General features: G+C 66.5%; 11 protein-coding genes. 6 read left to right on the top strand and 5 right to left on the bottom strand.

Annotated elements, in window-relative coordinates:
• Window positions 1–34: 34 nt before the first annotated feature.
• The gene (locus ACFXNW_RS24095; protein WP_379420111.1) at window positions 35–1,051 is read right to left on the bottom strand and encodes an alpha/beta hydrolase; all 1,017 of its coding nucleotides are present in this window, start codon (window positions 1,049–1,051) and stop codon (window positions 35–37) included.
• Window positions 1,052–1,702: 651 nt separating this feature from the next.
• Here ACFXNW_RS24095 and ACFXNW_RS24090 point away from each other — a divergent pair.
• The gene (locus ACFXNW_RS24090; RefSeq protein WP_379420028.1) at window positions 1,703–2,971 is read left to right on the top strand and encodes a hypothetical protein; all 1,269 of its coding nucleotides are present in this window, start codon (window positions 1,703–1,705) and stop codon (window positions 2,969–2,971) included.
• A gap of 54 nt (window positions 2,972–3,025) precedes the next feature.
• On the top strand, window positions 3,026–7,198 hold the full coding sequence (locus ACFXNW_RS24085; RefSeq protein WP_379420027.1) for a trypsin-like peptidase domain-containing protein: 4,173 nt from the start codon (window positions 3,026–3,028) through the stop codon (window positions 7,196–7,198).
• Window positions 7,199–7,240: 42 nt separating this feature from the next.
• On the opposite strand, the gene ACFXNW_RS24080 is transcribed toward ACFXNW_RS24085, so the two are convergent.
• Window positions 7,241–7,825, bottom strand: a complete 585-nt coding sequence (locus ACFXNW_RS24080) for a winged helix-turn-helix transcriptional regulator (protein WP_379420026.1) — start codon at window positions 7,823–7,825, stop codon at window positions 7,241–7,243.
• 92 nt (window positions 7,826–7,917) lie between these two features.
• On the opposite strand from ACFXNW_RS24080, the gene ACFXNW_RS24075 reads away from it, so the two are divergent.
• Complete coding sequence (locus tag ACFXNW_RS24075; protein WP_379420025.1) at window positions 7,918–9,129, top strand: pyridoxal phosphate-dependent aminotransferase; 1,212 nt, start codon at window positions 7,918–7,920, stop codon at window positions 9,127–9,129.
• Here ACFXNW_RS24075 and ACFXNW_RS24070 read toward each other — a convergent pair.
• Entirely contained in the window at window positions 9,117–9,926 is an 810-nt protein-coding gene (locus ACFXNW_RS24070) for a MerR family transcriptional regulator (protein ID WP_379420024.1), read from the bottom strand. The genes ACFXNW_RS24075 and ACFXNW_RS24070 overlap by 13 nt on opposite strands.
• A 40-nt stretch (window positions 9,927–9,966) precedes the next feature.
• On the bottom strand, window positions 9,967–10,767 hold the full coding sequence (locus ACFXNW_RS24065; RefSeq protein WP_379420023.1) for an alpha/beta fold hydrolase: 801 nt from the start codon (window positions 10,765–10,767) through the stop codon (window positions 9,967–9,969).
• A gap of 144 nt (window positions 10,768–10,911) precedes the next feature.
• Here ACFXNW_RS24065 and ACFXNW_RS24060 point away from each other — a divergent pair, with 144 nt between their 5' ends.
• From ACFXNW_RS24060 to ACFXNW_RS24050, 3 genes are all read left to right on the top strand, one after another.
• Entirely contained in the window at window positions 10,912–11,754 is an 843-nt protein-coding gene (locus ACFXNW_RS24060) for an NAD(P)H-binding protein (RefSeq protein ID WP_379420022.1), read from the top strand.
• A 48-nt stretch (window positions 11,755–11,802) separates the two neighbouring features.
• Complete coding sequence (ygiD, locus tag ACFXNW_RS24055) at window positions 11,803–12,642, top strand: 4,5-DOPA dioxygenase extradiol (RefSeq protein ID WP_379420109.1); 840 nt, start codon at window positions 11,803–11,805, stop codon at window positions 12,640–12,642.
• A 321-nt stretch (window positions 12,643–12,963) separates the two neighbouring features.
• On the top strand, window positions 12,964–15,417 hold the full coding sequence (locus ACFXNW_RS24050) for an ATP-dependent Clp protease ATP-binding subunit (protein WP_379420021.1): 2,454 nt from the start codon (window positions 12,964–12,966) through the stop codon (window positions 15,415–15,417).
• 21 nt (window positions 15,418–15,438) lie between these two features.
• Here the strand turns inward: ACFXNW_RS24050 and ACFXNW_RS24045 are convergent, their stop codons facing one another.
• A complete protein-coding gene (locus ACFXNW_RS24045; RefSeq protein ID WP_379420108.1) occupies window positions 15,439–16,665 on the bottom strand; it encodes a serine hydrolase domain-containing protein in 1,227 nt (408 codons plus the stop codon).
• Between the last annotated feature and the right edge of the window lie 19 nt (window positions 16,666–16,684).

Here is a 16,684-nt window from a genome sequence, read left to right as displayed (position 1 = left end):
ATGGTTGCTTCCGCTGGAAAGGCAGCGGAAGCAATCACTCCGCCAACGCCGTGCGGAACAGTTCCCAAGAGCGATGCAGGTCCTGCTCCCAGTACCCCCAGGAGTGGGTTCCGGTGTCGCGGAAGTCGAAGGTGGCGGGGATGTCGAGGTCGCGGAGGCGATCGCGGAGTTGGTGGGTGCAGAGGTTGGTGACCTGTTCGAGTGGGGCGCCGAACAGGAGTTGGTAGGCGAGATTCAGGGGGCCGCCTGCGTTGGGGAGGTTGTCGAGGGAGCCGGGCAGGCCGGTGCCGGTGGAGACGTAGATGGCGGTGCCGCGCAGGTCGGCGGCATGGAGGTCGGGATCTTTCGCGGCCCACACCTCGCGGCTCGCGCCCCACATGTTCGCCGGGTTGCCGCCGTTGGCGGCGACCACCGCGGTGATCAGGGCTCGGCCGCTCAGATCGCTGGTTTGTACGCAGCCGCTGTAGGAGCCGATCGCGCGGTACAACTCGGGTGCGGCCAATGCCAGCTGGAACACCGCAGTACCCGCCATGGAAATCCCCGCGATGGCGTTCTTTCCGGTGCCGTCGAAGGCGCTGTCGATGATCGGCGGCAGTTCTTCGGTGAGGAAAGTGGTCCACCGTTGTTTGCCCAGCACCGGATCATCGGTACGCCAGTCGGTGAAATAGCTGCCGCGGCCGCCCATCGGGACGACGAGGGTGAGCTGCTGGTCGGCGAAGAAGTCGACGATATCGGTCGCGTTGGTCCAATTCCGGTCGGCGCCACCGTCGGCCCCGTTCAGGAGGTACAGCACCGGCGCGGGCTTCGAAGTATCGGGCGCGGGAAGCACTTTCACAGTGATCTCGGTGGCCATCGCGGTGGAGTGGACTCTCAGGTCCAGCATCCGATCGGCGCCTTCGGTCACGCTGACGATCCGGGACCCGTCGGGCGCGTGCTGCGCCCCGGAGGGAATCGGCACCGCCGTCCCGCCATCGGGTGCACCGGAGACGGACGCCGGTTCCCATGCGGTGCACAGCGCGGCGATCACGGACAAGGGCACCAGCACGCTCATCGCCCGCAGCCGGACCCGACCTCGCGCGGAATCGATGCTCACCGGACACCTCCGAATACCCGCCGTGCCTGTAGTTGGGACGGTAGGGGAGTGCGGTCGAGATAGCCGCGAATCCGGCCTTTGTTGGAAGCGCGGGCAGAAGAGGCGGATCCCGACTGGGTCAGATCACAAGGATCCAGCGTGGAAGCCTCGACATTTCGTTGTCGGGGGCGCGGGCGTCGGTATCGCATCACCATGATCGTCGGGTCAGAACGCGAAGTCCCCCAACCTTTCGGGACCACCGACCGTTCTCCCATATGTGGTGATCGTCGCCAAAGCTGAAATCGGAAGTTTCTGCTGTTATGAACGGGTCTACGGGAGTGGGGTGCGATGGAACAGCGCGGGGTGAGCGGCGTCGAGCCACACGAGCCGGTCGCGGCGGCGTTGCGCACCGCGGGACCTCGGATACCGCAGCCTCCTGTCGACACGCGCGGCCCGGCCCGACCGCCCATCGCGTCTGCGCCACGGCGCCCGTTGTACTGCGCCCATTGTGGCGGGACACCTGCCGCTGCGGTTACCGTCTACGGACACCGCGGTCTGGTGCTCTGGATGTCGTTTCTGCGCAGTTCAGGTCCCTTCTGCCGCGACTGCGGCCTCGCGACGTACCGGCGGATGACGCTGGAGAACGTGTGGCTCGGCTGGTGGAGCCCGTTCTCGATGTTCATCAACGTGGTGACCATGCTGATCAACCTGCTGACCTATCGGGGCATCGCCAAGCTTCCACCGCCGATTCCGGGTATGCCGGGGCAACCGATGATGCCGGGGAAACCGCTGCTGCGTAGACGTGCCGCTGTCGGATTCCTCATCCCAGCAGTCCTATCGATGGCGGCGGTGGTTGGACTCATCGTCGGCAGCGGAGCGGCGGTCGGTGGCCTGGTCCGAGAACCAGCACCGATAGCGTCGAGCGACGCGTTGCAGAGTGACCGTGACCTGGCTGACGGATGCGCCGACCAACGTAGCTATTTCACGCGGGCCGACGCGTATGCCGGTCCCGGCCCGCATCCGATCGCTGTGTTCCGGACCGACGCGATGGGAAACGTCGACCCGGTCGACGGCATACAGCGGGATATAGATCGGCCTCGGCAGTGGATGGGTGTCGACGCCGAGCGGTATCAGCTGATCGTCTGCCTGGGATCGGCGCGCGGCGAAGAGCGAGTGGGACAGTGCGATTTCGACAACGGGCCCCTTACGCTGTACCGCGGGCTCTACGACGCCACCGTGTACGAGGCGCGTACCGGGGCCGAGGTGGGCACCGCGCGGCTGCGCGGCTCCAGCAACATCGAGGGGGCGTGCCCCTATTTCGTGTTCCTACCCGCCGGTGCGAACCTGTATACCGAGCCCGGCCTCGCCGAAATTCAGCGGGTGCTCGGCACCTACGTCGACCGTACGATGCCCGGCCCGGCCGCGGCGGCGTCGACCAAGGACCTCAGTGGCTTGTGCCGCACTCTGGCTACCCAGATGCCGGACCGCGACCAGCTCGGACCCATGGGACCGGTCACGGATCCGACCGACACCCCCGTCACGCAATCCTGTAACTGGTCGAGCGACACCAGATTCGTCACCGTCGATGTGCGGGCGCACGCCAGCTACGGTGTTGCCGGATCTCAGTCCGCCGACAATGCCCGCACCCACCATGAGACGGCGACGAAAATGATGGCCGACCCGAAGCGCGGTGCGGGTCCGGAGAATATGACCGGTCTGGGAGAACAGGCAGCTGTTGCGCCGTCGCACCTGTACAGCAACCCCGGAGCCACGGTCGCGGTTCTGGCCGGCGATGTGACCGTCGAAGTGACCTGGACCGGCGAGGCGCTGTCCTACAGCGACGCCAGGGATCAGGCGGTCACGGTGGCGCGCACGGCGCTCGGGCTGGCGGGGAAATAGGCTGGGACCGGCAATCACTGCCAAGGGCGCCGGAAGTCGGTGAGGAGTTCGAGGATGGGAGCGGCTGGGGATACCACTGGCCCGCGGCTCGATTCGGCGTCGGTGCGGATTTTCGCGAATTCTGGAGCGGTGGCAGGCGCCGGCTTTGTCATCGGCCCGAATTCGATCGCGACCTGCGCGCACGTAGTCGCCGACGCCGTCGGCGCCGACCCGGCGGATCCACGGCCGCCGCAGCTGCCGGTGTCGATCGACTTCCCACTGGACGTCCGTAGCGGACGCGCCATGGCCAGGGTGCGCCGGTGGGGACCGATTTCGCCCGGCGGTCGTGGCGACATCGCGGTGCTCGAGATCGTCGAGGGTGTGGCCGAACCCCTTGCCGGACCGCCGTTCTGGGTGGCGTCGCAGCCGTGGGGCCGCGAGTTCCGGATGCTCGGATTTCCGGTCGAAATGGACGGCGGCATGTGGGTCGGGGGTGAGTTCCGCGCACCGCAGGGAGCAGGCTGGCTGCAATTGCAGGCGGCGGCGGGCGGGCAGCCGATCACACCGGGGTTCAGCGGGGCCGCGGTGTGGGACGTGAGTTCGGGTTCCGTGGTCGGTATGGCGGTGGCGGCGGATGCGCGCAGATATACCCGCACCGCGTTCATGATCCCGATCGACGAGGTGCTCGGACTGGACCCCGCGATGCTGCCGAACCCCTATCGCGGCCTGGAACGATTCGAAGAGTCCGACGCACACCTGTTCTACGGGCGCGACGCCGATATCGAACGCGTGCTCGCAGTGCTGGAGCAGCGGAGCTTCGTTGCGGTCACCGGCCGATCGGGGACCGGGAAGTCGTCATTGCTGAGCGCGGGCGTGCTACCTCGAATGCGGCGCACGGGCACGGTCGTCGCGACCGTTCGTCTCGTGGGCGATTCGGCTGTATCGCCGTCGGTGCACACGGGCGATCCGCCGGCCCTGTCCGATTTCATGGCAGGGCTCGCTCAGGCCGAGCACCTCGCCCCCGGTGACTGCGCGGCGCGACTGTCAGAACAGGTCGCGGGCGCCGACTTGCTGATCTTCCTCGACCAGCTGGAGGATCTGGTCACGGCGGATCCGGCCCGCGCCAGAGCCACCTTGCGCTGGATCTTCGGACTCGTCCAGGCCGAACCGCGGATTCGGGTGGTGACGACCCTGTGCTGGGAAGCCATCGGTGATGTCATCGACGACGAAATGACACACAGGTTCGACGGGTCGACGGTCTCGCTGGCCGCGATGGGCCGCGAACAGCTGCGCCAGGTGATCCGAGGTCCGGTAACGCATTCTCCCGGTGTCGTCGTCGATGCCGATCTGGTCGAGCGGCTCGTCGACGATACGGTCCATGAGCCGGGTGGATTGCCGCTGCTGGAATCGATGCTCAGCCAGCTCTGGGATCAGCGCCGCAGTGGCAGGCTGACCCTGGCCGACTATCACCGTTGCGGCGGCGTCGGTGCATCGATCGCCCACCGCGCCGAACGGGCACTCGCACAGTTCGCCGACCCCGGCTCGGCGGCAGCCGCGTGGCGGTTACTGCTGACGCTCGCGGTGCCGAGCGCCGCCGGAGCCGGTTTCGTGCGATCGGCGGTGTTGCTGGCCGACGTCGCGGAGTTACGCAGTGCCGCAGGGTATCTCGCCCGCGATCGGCTGGTCGTGATCGGTCGCCGGTCCGACGGTGCCGAGTTGGTAGAACTCGCCCATCAGGCTCTGATCGACAATTGGCCGAGACTGCGCGAGCGGCTGGAATACGATCGGGAATTTCGGTCGTGGCTACAGACTCTGGACCATAGTCGGCGCAGTTGGGCGGCGGCACAGCGTGATAGCGGAGCACTGCTGCGCGGCGGCGCGCTGTCGGTGGCCGAGGATTGGCTGGCCGTCCGCGCGGCCGACATTCCGCGACCGCATCAGGAGTACATCGAGGCGAGCCGGCAGGTGCGCCGCAGGGAGGTTCATCGCTGGCGGGCCGTCACCGCCGTCCTCACGGCACTGGTGGTGATCGCCGCGTCCACCGCTGTCGTGGCCTACCGGAGTAGTCAGCAGCGGGCGGCGCAGCTGCGGCTGGCGGCGGGTATCAGCCTCGCCAAGGAGTCGATCCGGCTGGCCGACACCGAACCGTTGACCGCCTTGCAGTTCGCACAGGCCGCGCACCGGCATGCCCCGGGCAATCCTGAGGTGGAGGCCGCGCTGCTGTTCCATCAGGCCGGTCTGGGGACGATCAGCGACTTCACTCCCGGTATGCCGCCCGGTGAGGGCAAAGGCGTCGCCAGCAGGGATGGTTCGGTGTTCGCGGTCGTCGATGCGACCGGTGCGGCCACAGTGGTGAGCGGACTCCGGGGGCGCACCCCGCGAGTGTGGCGTGTACCTGCGCCCGAGCCTGTCGTCGGTCTGGACCTGTCGCCCGACGGCCGCAAGGTCGCGTTGTTCACGAAGAGCGGCGAGGTATCGATGTGGGACGTGCACGCCCGCAGCGGGCCGGTGACCATTCGCGGCGCTGCCGCGCAGCAGGCGCCGGAGGGTGCGTTGACCGGAAGGTTCTCCGAGGACGGCGGGCTGTTCGCGCTCTCGTGGGATCCCGCCAGGGACGGGTTGAATGCCTCGCCTCCGGATGTCCTCGAAATATACGACACCTCAGGGCGCCGGCCAGTCCGGCTGAACTCGCTCCCGGCCGGCGCGCTCGACCAGTATCCGGTGGATATCCGCGCTGACGGTACTCGAATCCGGTTCTCCGAGTTCGACGGTACCCAGTTCCGTAATGTGGTGCGGGATATCCGAACCGGAACCGTCATCACAGCCCTGCCGGACGGTACCGCCACCCGGGACCACATCCTGCACTGTCTGCCGTCGCCGCCGGATCAGCCAACAGCGGAACTGGCCGTACTCGACGCGGACACCGGCGCGGAACGGTTCCGATTCCGGATGGGCCGCGAGACGTGTGCCAGTCCTGTGACAGATATGGCCGACCAGTTCGTGTTCACCGCCGACGGCCGCGACAGCGATACGGCCCACATCGGCACCCTGTCGAGCCTGGCCACTGGTGCCACCTATCGAATCGGCCTGGCGCGCAGTGTCGGCTACGGCGCGCTGATCGTCACCGCGACAGACCGTGGACCGGTCCTGAGCATGCTCACCAACGGCGGTCTTGCTCGGTACGCGCCTGCGGCGACCGTCGCGGACACCAGCGTGTTCGATGGCGAGCCCGCGGTGACGGCGTGGTCGGATGACGCCGAGTCCGTGGCCACCTACAGCGTCGACAACGCGTCGGGGGCCGGCCGGTTGGAGATTGCCGGCGTGGGTGCGGTGCAGCGCCGACTAGCGCACACCCTGCTGGTCCCGGCGCCGAACGAGGTCCATCTCGGGGACCGCCCTACGCTGAGATTCACACCGGACGGCCGCTATCTCATCGCCATCGGCAACCGCCCGGAGCTGGTGATCTTCGCCGCCGCAACACTGGAAGTCGTCCACCGGATCGCGCTGCCGACACCACCGGAGCTCGGTGATCCGACCGGATGGCGCGGGGCGGCGACGTTTCTCGGCAGCGATGAGGTCGCCGCCCTCTACGGCGGGACCCTGACACGCTGGCGCATCACGGATGGGCAGCGCGTCGCCGACCCGTTGCGGCTGTGGCGTGACCAGGTGGAACTCGAGCGGTTGAGCAGCGACGGCGGGATCGTGGAACTGGACCGTCCCGGCGAGATCCTGATCGGTTCCCGCCAGGGACTGTCGGTGTGGAATACGAACGAGCGCCGTCGCATCCGAGTGCTCGACTTCGAGCGGGTCTCACAGATGAAGGGCATGTATATCGACTCCGCCGAACCCGTCGTCTACCTCGCACGCAAAGGCGCCACCGAGATGTGGAACGCCGAGGACGGAACGATCACCCGCCCGACGCAGCCGATGCCGAGTCCGATCGATGTCGTGGGGGTGACCGACGGCGGTCTGTGGGTGTCGCAGGAGAAGGAGTCTCCGGACGATGTCGAAATCTGGGACCCAGTGCGCGGCCGGATCACGACGCTGAAGCTGCCCGACGGGTCGTACAGCGCCACCGTCGCGAACGACGTCCTGCACGTCCTGTACCGCAACGGCACACTGCGCATCAACCTCGCCAGGGCGAGCATGTTCGCGGGTCTGTGCGCGATCAACAACCGTGGATATACCGACGGCGAACTCGCACAGTTGCCGATCGGCGCCGACTCGGCACCACCGTGCGGCGACTGACGAACGTAGTGAGCTGGTGACCGTTGTGCGGAGACCGCAGGGCTAGCTGGTCCGGCTGCCTGCGAGCACCTCCGGCAACGCCCGTGAGCCCCTGGCGATGTCGGTCGCGACATCCAGGTCGAGTCGTACTTCGAGATCCGGTTCGGCGGCCGCGCCATCGTGGTGGGTGAGTCCTGCCTCGGTGATGACGTAGTGGAAGACCGTCTCGCCGATGTGCACCGTCACCGTTCCGGCTGGAACCACTGCCGCGACGGCGCGTCCGAGTGGTAGTGCGAACCAATGCGCGCGGACGGCGTCGGTGGTGCGGCGCTCGCCCAGGAGCGGGGTGCCCCATACCGACAGCGCTTCCAACACGGGCCGCAACCCAATACCGGCAGCGGTGAGTTCGTACAGGGCCGTCGTCGCGCGCGGACCCACTCGGCGACGGGTGAGAATCCCCTCTCGCTCGAGGTCCTTCAGCCGTGCGGCCAGCACATCGGTGCTGATGCCTGGCAGGTCGGCGAACAGGTCGCTGTAGCGGCGTGGCCCGGCGGTGAGTTCGCGGACCACCAGCAGCGCCCAACGGTCCCCGACGACCTCGAGGGCCCGGCTCACCGCGCAGTGGTGGTCGTAATTTCGGCGTGGCACCCCGCCACTCTATCCTCGTGCTTGGAAATTCCAAGTGCTAACTTGGATTTTCCAAGTAGAGTAACGCCATCCACACCGAGAAGAGGGCGTCCATGCAGGTCAAGCAGTCGAGCAAGTTGTCGGGAGTGTCGTACGAGATTCGCGGCCCGGTAGCCGAGCACGCCGCGCGACTGGAAGCCGAAGGGCATCACGTGGTGAAGCTCAACACCGGCAACCCGCTGCCGTTCGGCTTCGAGGCACCCGAAGAAATCCTGCAGGACATCGTTCGGACGCTGCCGAATTCGAGCGGTTACTCCAGCTCGAAGGGTCTGCTGTCGGCGCGCCGCGCGGTGGTGCAGTACTACCAGACCCTCGGCCTGCCCGATATCGACGTCGAGGAGGTGTTCCTCGGCAACGGCGTCTCCGAACTGATCATGATGGCCATGACCGCGTTGCTGGAAAACGGCGACGAAGTACTCGTTCCCGCACCGGATTTCCCGCTGTGGACCGCCGCGACAGCCCTCAACGGCGGCCGGGCGGTGCACTACCTCTGCGATGAATCCGCCGACTGGTTCCCCGATGTCGCCGATATCGAGTCGAAGATCACCGAACGTACCCGCGCGATCGTCATCATCAATCCGAACAACCCCACCGGCGCGGTGTATTCGCAGGATGTGCTGCGCGACATCCTCGAAGTGGCCCGCCGCCACAACCTGATGGTGTTCTCCGACGAGATCTACGACAAGATCTACTACGACGGTGGCACCCACACCGCGACTGCCGCACTCGCGCCCGACCTGCTGTGCCTGACGTTCTCGGGACTGTCCAAAGGCTATCGCTGTGCGGGTTTCCGCTCCGGATGGATGGTGGTGTCGGGGCCGACCCAGCACGCCGCGAACTACCTCGAGGGCTTGACGATGCTCGCCGGTCTTCGCCTGTGCGCGAATGTCCCCGGCCAGCAGGTGATTCAGGCCGCCCTCGGTGGGCATCAGAGTATCTACGACCTCACTCTGCCCGGCGGACGCTTGCGTGAGCAGCGCGACCGCGCGTGGGAAGCGCTCAACGCGATCCCCGGAATCTCCTGTGTGAAACCCAAGGGCGCGCTCTACGCGTTTCCCAAAATCGACCTCGACATGTATCCGATCGTCGACGACGAGAAGTTCGTCCTGGATCTGCTGTTGCAGGAGAAGCTGCACATCGTGCAGGGCACCGGCTTCAATTGGCCTCGCCCCGACCACTTCCGCATCGTCACCCTGCCGCATGCCGACGACCTCGAGGCCATCATCGAACGGATCGGGCGCTTCCTGGCGACCTACCGGCAGTAGTGGTCGAGCTTGTGGCCCAGTGCGCCATCGCGCGCCGGATCAACGCGCGCGAGCGTGGTCCAGCCGGTCCAACCTCGCTGGGCCAACAGTTCGATCAGCTGACGGGCCGGTGGCCAGGTGTCGAATGCCAGCGTGTCCAACAGCTCGACCAACGTTGACTCGATGCCGCCGCCGATGTACTCCTCGCCGTGCTCATCGGCTATCCGGGTGATGTAGGCGGTCATCGTGTCGGCGAGTTCGATGAGTTCCCGGTCGTCGGCGCGGTCGAGCGCCTTGCCGAGGACGCGATAGAAGTCGATGAGCTGCGGGTCGTCGAGTTGTTTCCGCTTGCGTGCCATCCATTCCGGGATGTGGTCGGGAGCGTGCACGACGAGCGGGATCCAGCCGTCGCGTTCGAGCTCGACTATCCGCTCGTCGATTCCGAGTGCCCGCAGCCGGTCGAGAAACTCGACTATTTCCGGAGGCAGTGCCAGGTTGTCCCCGGCGGCGAGACGGGCGATCTGCTCGCGGTGGCGCTGCCGCTCGCGGATCTCGTCCTGAAGCCGCTTGTCGATGTCTGCGACCGCCGCGGCAAATTCGTTCTCGTCGGCCTGCAGCAGTTCTCGCACGCGGGCCAGCGGGATCCCGGCCTTGCCGAGGCTTCGGATCTTGATCAACTCGACCAGGGCGTCAGCGGTGTACCTGCGATAGCCGGAGTGGTCTCGCTCTGGCTCCGGCAATAGCCCTTGTGCGTGATAGTGCCGCACCGCCCGCACCGTTACTCCGGCGTACGATGCCAGCTCGCCGATGGTCAGCATCAGACAAGTCTCCCGGACTTCGGGGCCGCGGACGAACCCCTCAACAGGCCGGGTGTCGTCGCTCGCGAATGATTCCGGCGATGTGCGGGGCATGCGTGAGGACAAGTCCGTGGTCGGCGTCGAGCCAGGACGTGGCGATATTCGGTCGCTCGCGGACCAGGCGCTCGATGCCTGCCCGCCAGTTCCGGTTGTACCGGCCGGCGCGCTCTTCCTCGCTGCTGCCTGCCATCGAGGCCGACATGATCATGCGGATGGGACTGTCGATGTTCTGGTACTGATCGAGGATTCCGGATCGGATCCGGTCCAACTCGACGTTGAGATCGAGAATCTGTTCCACGGTGAGCAACATTTGACGCGCAGTACCTCGGTAGGCCTCATGACCACTCACGAGTTCCTCCCACAGGCCCCGGAACCACGGCAGATCGGCCTCGGTGAGGAACGGTTCGGGCAAGGGGTTCGCGCCGTCGACGAGTACGAGTTCGGTACCAGCGTCGGGATGTTCGGCGGCATAATGCACGATCACATCCGCACCAAGCGAGTGGCCGACGAGCACCGGAGCCGAGGGCAGGCCGCGGCGTCGAAGCTCCGCCATCACGGCGACGAAATCGCTGCGGAACGCCGTGAAGGAGTACTGCGCGGTCCCCGTCGAAAGACCATGGCCTCGCAGGTCGAAAGTTATGACGTCGAAGTCGCGCCGTAACAGGTGTGTGAGTTCGCGCAGATCGGCCTGTGTCGTCAGGAGCCCGGGGCACAGGACCAGCGGTCGTCCACGGCCGCGTCGGGACACCGGAATCGTGACTCCGTCATGGTGGACTCTGAACTGATCGGTCTTCGTCGTCATACCGCCCATGCTGAGACGTTGACCCTGCGTCATGGTCAACAGTCGATTGAAGTCGGCTGTATGTCCGTCACGGAGTGCACACCACCGACGCGCCCGCGTAGGAATGTGCGGCCGTCTTGTGTCCCACGCCCATACGATCGAGCGATGAGCGAGCTGATCGCAGTCAGTGGGGCGACCGGGGCGATCGGCGGCCGGGTGGCCCGCAGGCTGGCTTCCGCGGGCGTCGAGCAGCGGTTGATGGGTCGCGATGCCGCACGGGCTCCCCGGCTTCCCGGCGCGCATTTCGCCGTCGCGGATTACGCCGATCCCGCGAGCGTGCGCACCGCGCTCGACGGCGTCGGCACCTTCTTGTTCGTCTCGGCCACCGAAACGCGCGATCGCGCCGATCAGCAGCGTGCGGTCGTGGGTGCCGCTGTCGCGGCGGGCGTGCGCCGCATCGTCTACGTCTCTTTCGTCGGCGCCGCGCCCGACTGCACTTTCACCTTCGGACGCGATCACTGGTGGACCGAGCAGGAAATCCGTTCCTGCGGCCTCGAGTTCACCTTCCTGCGTGACAACTTCTATCAGGACATGCTGCCGCTGCTGGCCGGCGAGGACGGCGTCATCCGAGGTCCTGCCGGTGACGGGCGAATCGGTGCCGTCGCTCGCGCCGATGTCGCCGATGTCGCGGTCGCCGTCCTCACCGGTGCCGAGCACGACGGCCACACCTACGACGTGACCGGCCCCCGGGCAATCACGCTGACCGAAGCGGCCGCCATGATCAGCGACGCCACCGGCCGCACCGTCCGCTACCACCCCGAAACCCTCGACGAGGCGTATGCGAGCCGTGCCGAATACGGCGCGCAGGAGTGGGAGGTGGCGGGCTGGGTGACCTCCTACCAGGCGATGGCCACCGGCGAGCTGGACGTCGTCACCGATACGGTGCCCAGACTCACTGGCCACCCAGCCAAGGACTTCACCGAACTGCTGGCCGAAACGAGGTCGTGACGGCGACGAAGCGCGACGACTGAGGAGGCCACAGTGTCGACGACCCGCATGCCCGCGGCATTCCTGGGACACGGCAATCCCATGAACGCCATCGAACGCAACCGCTACACCGAGGCGTGGCGCGCCTTCGGCGCCTCGGTACCGCGTCCACGCGCGATCCTGGTGATCTCCGCGCACTGGTACATCAATGCCACCGCGGTCACCGCGATGCCGCACCCGCGCACCATCCACGATTTCTATGGCTTCCCACCCGAACTGTTCGACGTGCAATACCCGGCGCCTGGCCTGCCCGCGCTGGCCGATCAGGTCGCCGATGTCGCCGAACCGCACTGGGTCGGCTGCGATGCCGACAGCTGGGGTATCGACCACGGCACCTGGTCGGTGCTGGTGCACGCCTTCCCGGACGCCTCGATCCCGGTCGTCCAGCTCTCGCTGAATGCCTACAAGGACACCGACTACCACCTGGATCTGGGCTGCAAGCTCGCGCCGCTACGCGATGACGGCGTGCTCATCGTCGGCAGCGGCAATATCGTGCACAACCTGCGGGCCATCGATATGAGCCTGCCCGACGGTGGCTACGACTGGGCATTGCGATTCGATGACGCCGCACGTGATGTGCTGACCACCTCGCCCGCCGAGATCGCCACCCTGGACCGGCACCCGGATTTCGCCGCCGCCGTACCGACTCCGGACCACTACCTGCCGCTGCTGTACCTCGCGGGCCTCGCCGGCGACGAGCCGCTCACCCCGCTGGTCCGTGGCCATGCGAGCGGCTCGATCTCCATGGCCGCCTACACGCTGGACGCGACCTGCCCGGACAGCGCGGGCGATATGCCGGGCGCACCGGAACTACCCGCCGACGTGCCCGCCACCGACAGCAATATCTAGCCCTCCTGGTTGCTCTCGGATAGCCACGCGGTGGCAGTGAACCGCGTAAGCTTTCGCCCAGTTGCCGAAGCACTGGCACAGGTGGGCGAAAGCATACTGATCGCGGTCGCCGAGAGTTTCCCGCCGTGTGGGCGGGCGCCGTAGAGCGCAGCGATCGCCGTAGGAGAGTGCCCCGCTTTCGTCGCATAACCGGTGACTTCCGTTCCGGCAGCACGTATCCGAACGCGCGATTCGAAAGGAGCGTCGCGTAGTGAAGCAGGCGCCGTCGAGGCCCGCCGGCGCTGGTGACCGCAGTCGGTAACGCCGAGATGGGATGTGACAATGAGCGAGTCCTGGCCCAGTTCGATGAGTTCCTTCGACGACATCTTCCAGCGATTCTTCGGGCCCGGAATGTCGGAACGGCCGCCGGTACAGCGCACCGATCTCGGCCGGTTGCTCAGCGACAACGCCAAACAACTCGTCGCCACCGCGCAGGCCGCGGCCAAGGACTGGAGAAGTCCCGAGATCACACCCGAACATCTGCTCTACGCGGCGACCCTTGTCGAACCCACACGCGGCATTCTCGCCGAACTCGGACACGACCCGGACGAGCTCAGCATGAAGATGCGCGAGGCAGCCTCCGGTAACGGCTCGAGCAATGGCAACGGCACGCTCGCGCTGAGCCCGTCGGCCAAACGCGCCATGCGCAACGCCCAGCGCAGCGCCGCCGAAGCAGGCAGCAGCTACATCGGACCCGAACACATCCTGCTCGGCATCGCCGAACTGGATACGGCCGCAGCGCAGGCCATGGCCGGTACCCAACTGCCGGGCAGCGACGGCCACCGCAAGGACAGTGACACACCGACCCTCGACGAATACGGCCGCGACCTCACCGCCGAGGCGCGCGCGGGCAAGGTCGACCCGGTGGTCGGGCGCGCCGAGGAAATCGAGCAGACCGTGGAGATCCTGTCGCGGCGGCGCAAGAACAATCCGGTGCTCATCGGCGACCCCGGTGTCGGCAAGACCGCCATTGTGGAGGGTCTGGCGCAGCGGATCGTCAACGGGGACGTGCCGAGCACGCTCACCGACCGCCGCGTCGTCGCGCTCGACGTCGGTTCCTTGGTCGCGGGCAGCAAATACCGCGGCGAATTCGAGGAAAGGCTGACCAAGATCCTCGACGAGGTGCGCGCCCATTCCGACGAACTGGTGGTGTTCATCGACGAACTGCACACCATCGTCGGCGCGGGCGCCGGTTCGGAGGGCTCGATGGATGCGGGCAATCTGCTCAAACCGGCGCTGGCTCGTGGTGAACTGCACGCCATCGGCGCCACAACCATCGACGAATACCGCCGCCATATCGAGAAGGATGCAGCCCTCGAACGGCGTTTCCAGCCGGTGATGGTGTCGGAGCCCTCGGTGGCCGACACCATCGAGATCCTGCGCGGGCTCGTCGACGTCTATGAGGAACACCACCAGGTGCATTACACCGACGAATCGTTGGTCGCCGCCGCGGAACTGTCGGACCGCTACCTCACCGACAGGTTCATGCCGGACAAGGCCATCGACCTCGTCGATCAGGCGGGTGCACGGGTGCGGTTGCGGACCCGGACTCCTGGCCCCGATGTGCGTGAACGCGAGGAGGAGGTGGCACGACTGCGCAGGGAGAAAGACGCCGCCGTTGCCGCCGAAGACTATGAGAAAGCCAAGGAGCTCAAGTCCGAGATCGCTGTCGCCGAAGAACAACTCGACGATGCGGGCACGACCGAAGCACCCGAGGTGACCCTCACCGATATCGCCGAGGTCATCTCACGGCAGACCGGTATCCCCGTCGCCGATCTCACTACCGAGGAACGTCAGCGCCTGCTCCAGTTGGAGGACGTGCTGCACAAACGGGTGATCGGCCAGGACGAGGCGATCGTCGCGGTCGCCGAAGCGGTGCGCCGGGCGCGGGCGGGGCTCAAGGATCCGAACCGGCCCATCGGGTCGTTCCTGTTCCTCGGACCCACCGGCGTCGGGAAAACCGAACTGGCGAAAGCGCTGGCCGAGGCCGTATTCGGCGACGAGGACCGGCTCATCCGCTTCGATATGAGCGAGTTCCAGGAAAAGCACACCGTGTCGCGGTTGGTCGGCGCCCCTCCCGGATATGTGGGCTACGACGATGCCGCCCAGCTCACCGACAAGGTGCGCCGCCAGCCTTATTCGGTGATCCTGTTCGACGAGATCGAGAAGGCGCACCCGGATGTGTTCAATGTGCTGCTGCAACTGCTCGACGACGGCAGGGTCACCGACTCCAAGGGCCGCACGGTGGACTTCAAGAACACCATCGTCATCATGACCAGCAATATCGGCTCCGACCTGATCCTGTCCGCGCCAGAAGGCGATCTGGACTCCATCACCCCGAAGCTGACCGAGCGCCTGCGTTCACATTTCCGCCCGGAATTCCTCAACCGCATCGATGACACCATCGTCTTCCACCGCCTCGACCAGCAGCAGATCCACCGGATCGTCGGCCTGGTGCTCGACGCCACCCGCCGCCTGCTGCGTGCCCAGGACATCGAACTCGACGTCACCGAACCAGCGGTCGACTGGCTCGCCGAGCACGGTTACCAACCCGAATTCGGCGCCCGGCCGCTGCGGCGCACGGTGCAGAAAGAAGTGGACAACAAGCTGTCGCGACTGCTGCTCGACGGCGATCTGAAGTCCGGCGACACCGTGCGGCTCGACGCCGACAGCAGCGGCCTGCAATTGTCGGCGGTCGAGCGCCGCGGGGCGAAAACCGTGGAGGCTGCCCCGTGACGGAGGAGCCCGACAAGGAGCTTAGTTACCGCACCTCGCTTCCTGGTAGAAGGCCGACAACCCGTCGTCGATGGGGTGGGGCTGCGGCGTCCCGGTAGCGTCCAGCTTGTTCCATCGCATGAGGTTCATCGCCACCGTCATCTGCCGCTTACCGTCGGCGCGGGTCCACGACCACGTCAAGGCCCCGAACACCGTGCCGCCGTGGCCCCAGAATGTGCCGCAACCCGGGAGCTCGATCCGTTGCAGGCCGAGGCCGTAATCGATCGTCTGCCCGTCCTGAGCGATGACCGCAACCGTGTCCTGCATCTGTGCCAGCGATGACGGGCTCACGAGCTCGCCGCCGAGGAGCTCGGCGTAGAAGCGGTTGAGATCTGCCGTGGTCGACACCAGGCCTGCCCCCGGCTTCATCCACGAGATGCTGTACTCGCTGTAATCGCGCGGCGGGTCGATCATCCCGTACATCGACTCGTACATTCGGGAGTGCGGCCCATCGATGCGAGGCTCGTCCGGAAAAGCGGTGTCCCTCAGTCCGGCCCGCTCGATGACGTTCTCGGCGATGTAGTTCTCCATCGTGGTACCGGTGACCTGCTCCAGGAGCTCGCCGAGGAGAAAGTAATTGGTGTTGGAGTACACCCCCGGGGAGCTGCCCGGCTCGCCGGTGGCGGGAGCGTTGACCCCCATCTCGATCAGCTCGGTCGGCCGGAACTCCGTGAACCGGTTGTCGTCCAAGCTTTCCGGCGACACATCCGCTAGCGAGGGGAAGCTCGCGAGGGACGGAAACGCCGTGGGGAGGTAGTCGGCGAGCCCGCTGGTGTGGTTGAGCAGCATCCGCACCGTGATCTTCTTGCCGCGATCTCCAGGGACCAGATGCGGCAGGTAGTCGCCGATCGGCGCGTCGAGCCGGATCCGGTCCTGGTCGACCTGCTGCATGATCGCGGTGGCGGTGAAGGTTTTGGTGATGCTGCCGACGCGTTGCAGCATGTCGTCCTGGATGGGGCGGCCGGTCTCGAGATCGGCGACTCCGGAAGCGCCGCGCCATATCTGGTCGCCATCACGCACCTCGGCGAACACACCAGGCATCCCCGCGTCGTGGACGGCGTCCAATGCCGACCGCAACCGAACAGGATCGAGGCCGGTCGAGGTGTCCGTGCTGCCAGGAGGCACACCTTCTGCCACGTCGGGGGCTGTCGCCGAGCTACACCCACCGAGGCTCAGCGCTGCCACACTCGCGAATATCGTCAGGCGCATCTTCACGACACCCGTCCTC

Source organism: Nocardia sp. NPDC059180, assembly GCF_042754945.1.
Lineage (GTDB): Bacteria > Actinomycetota > Actinomycetes > Mycobacteriales > Mycobacteriaceae > Nocardia.
Note: the sequence above shows the minus strand (reverse complement) of the source record. Positions and strands in the feature narration are given on the sequence as shown.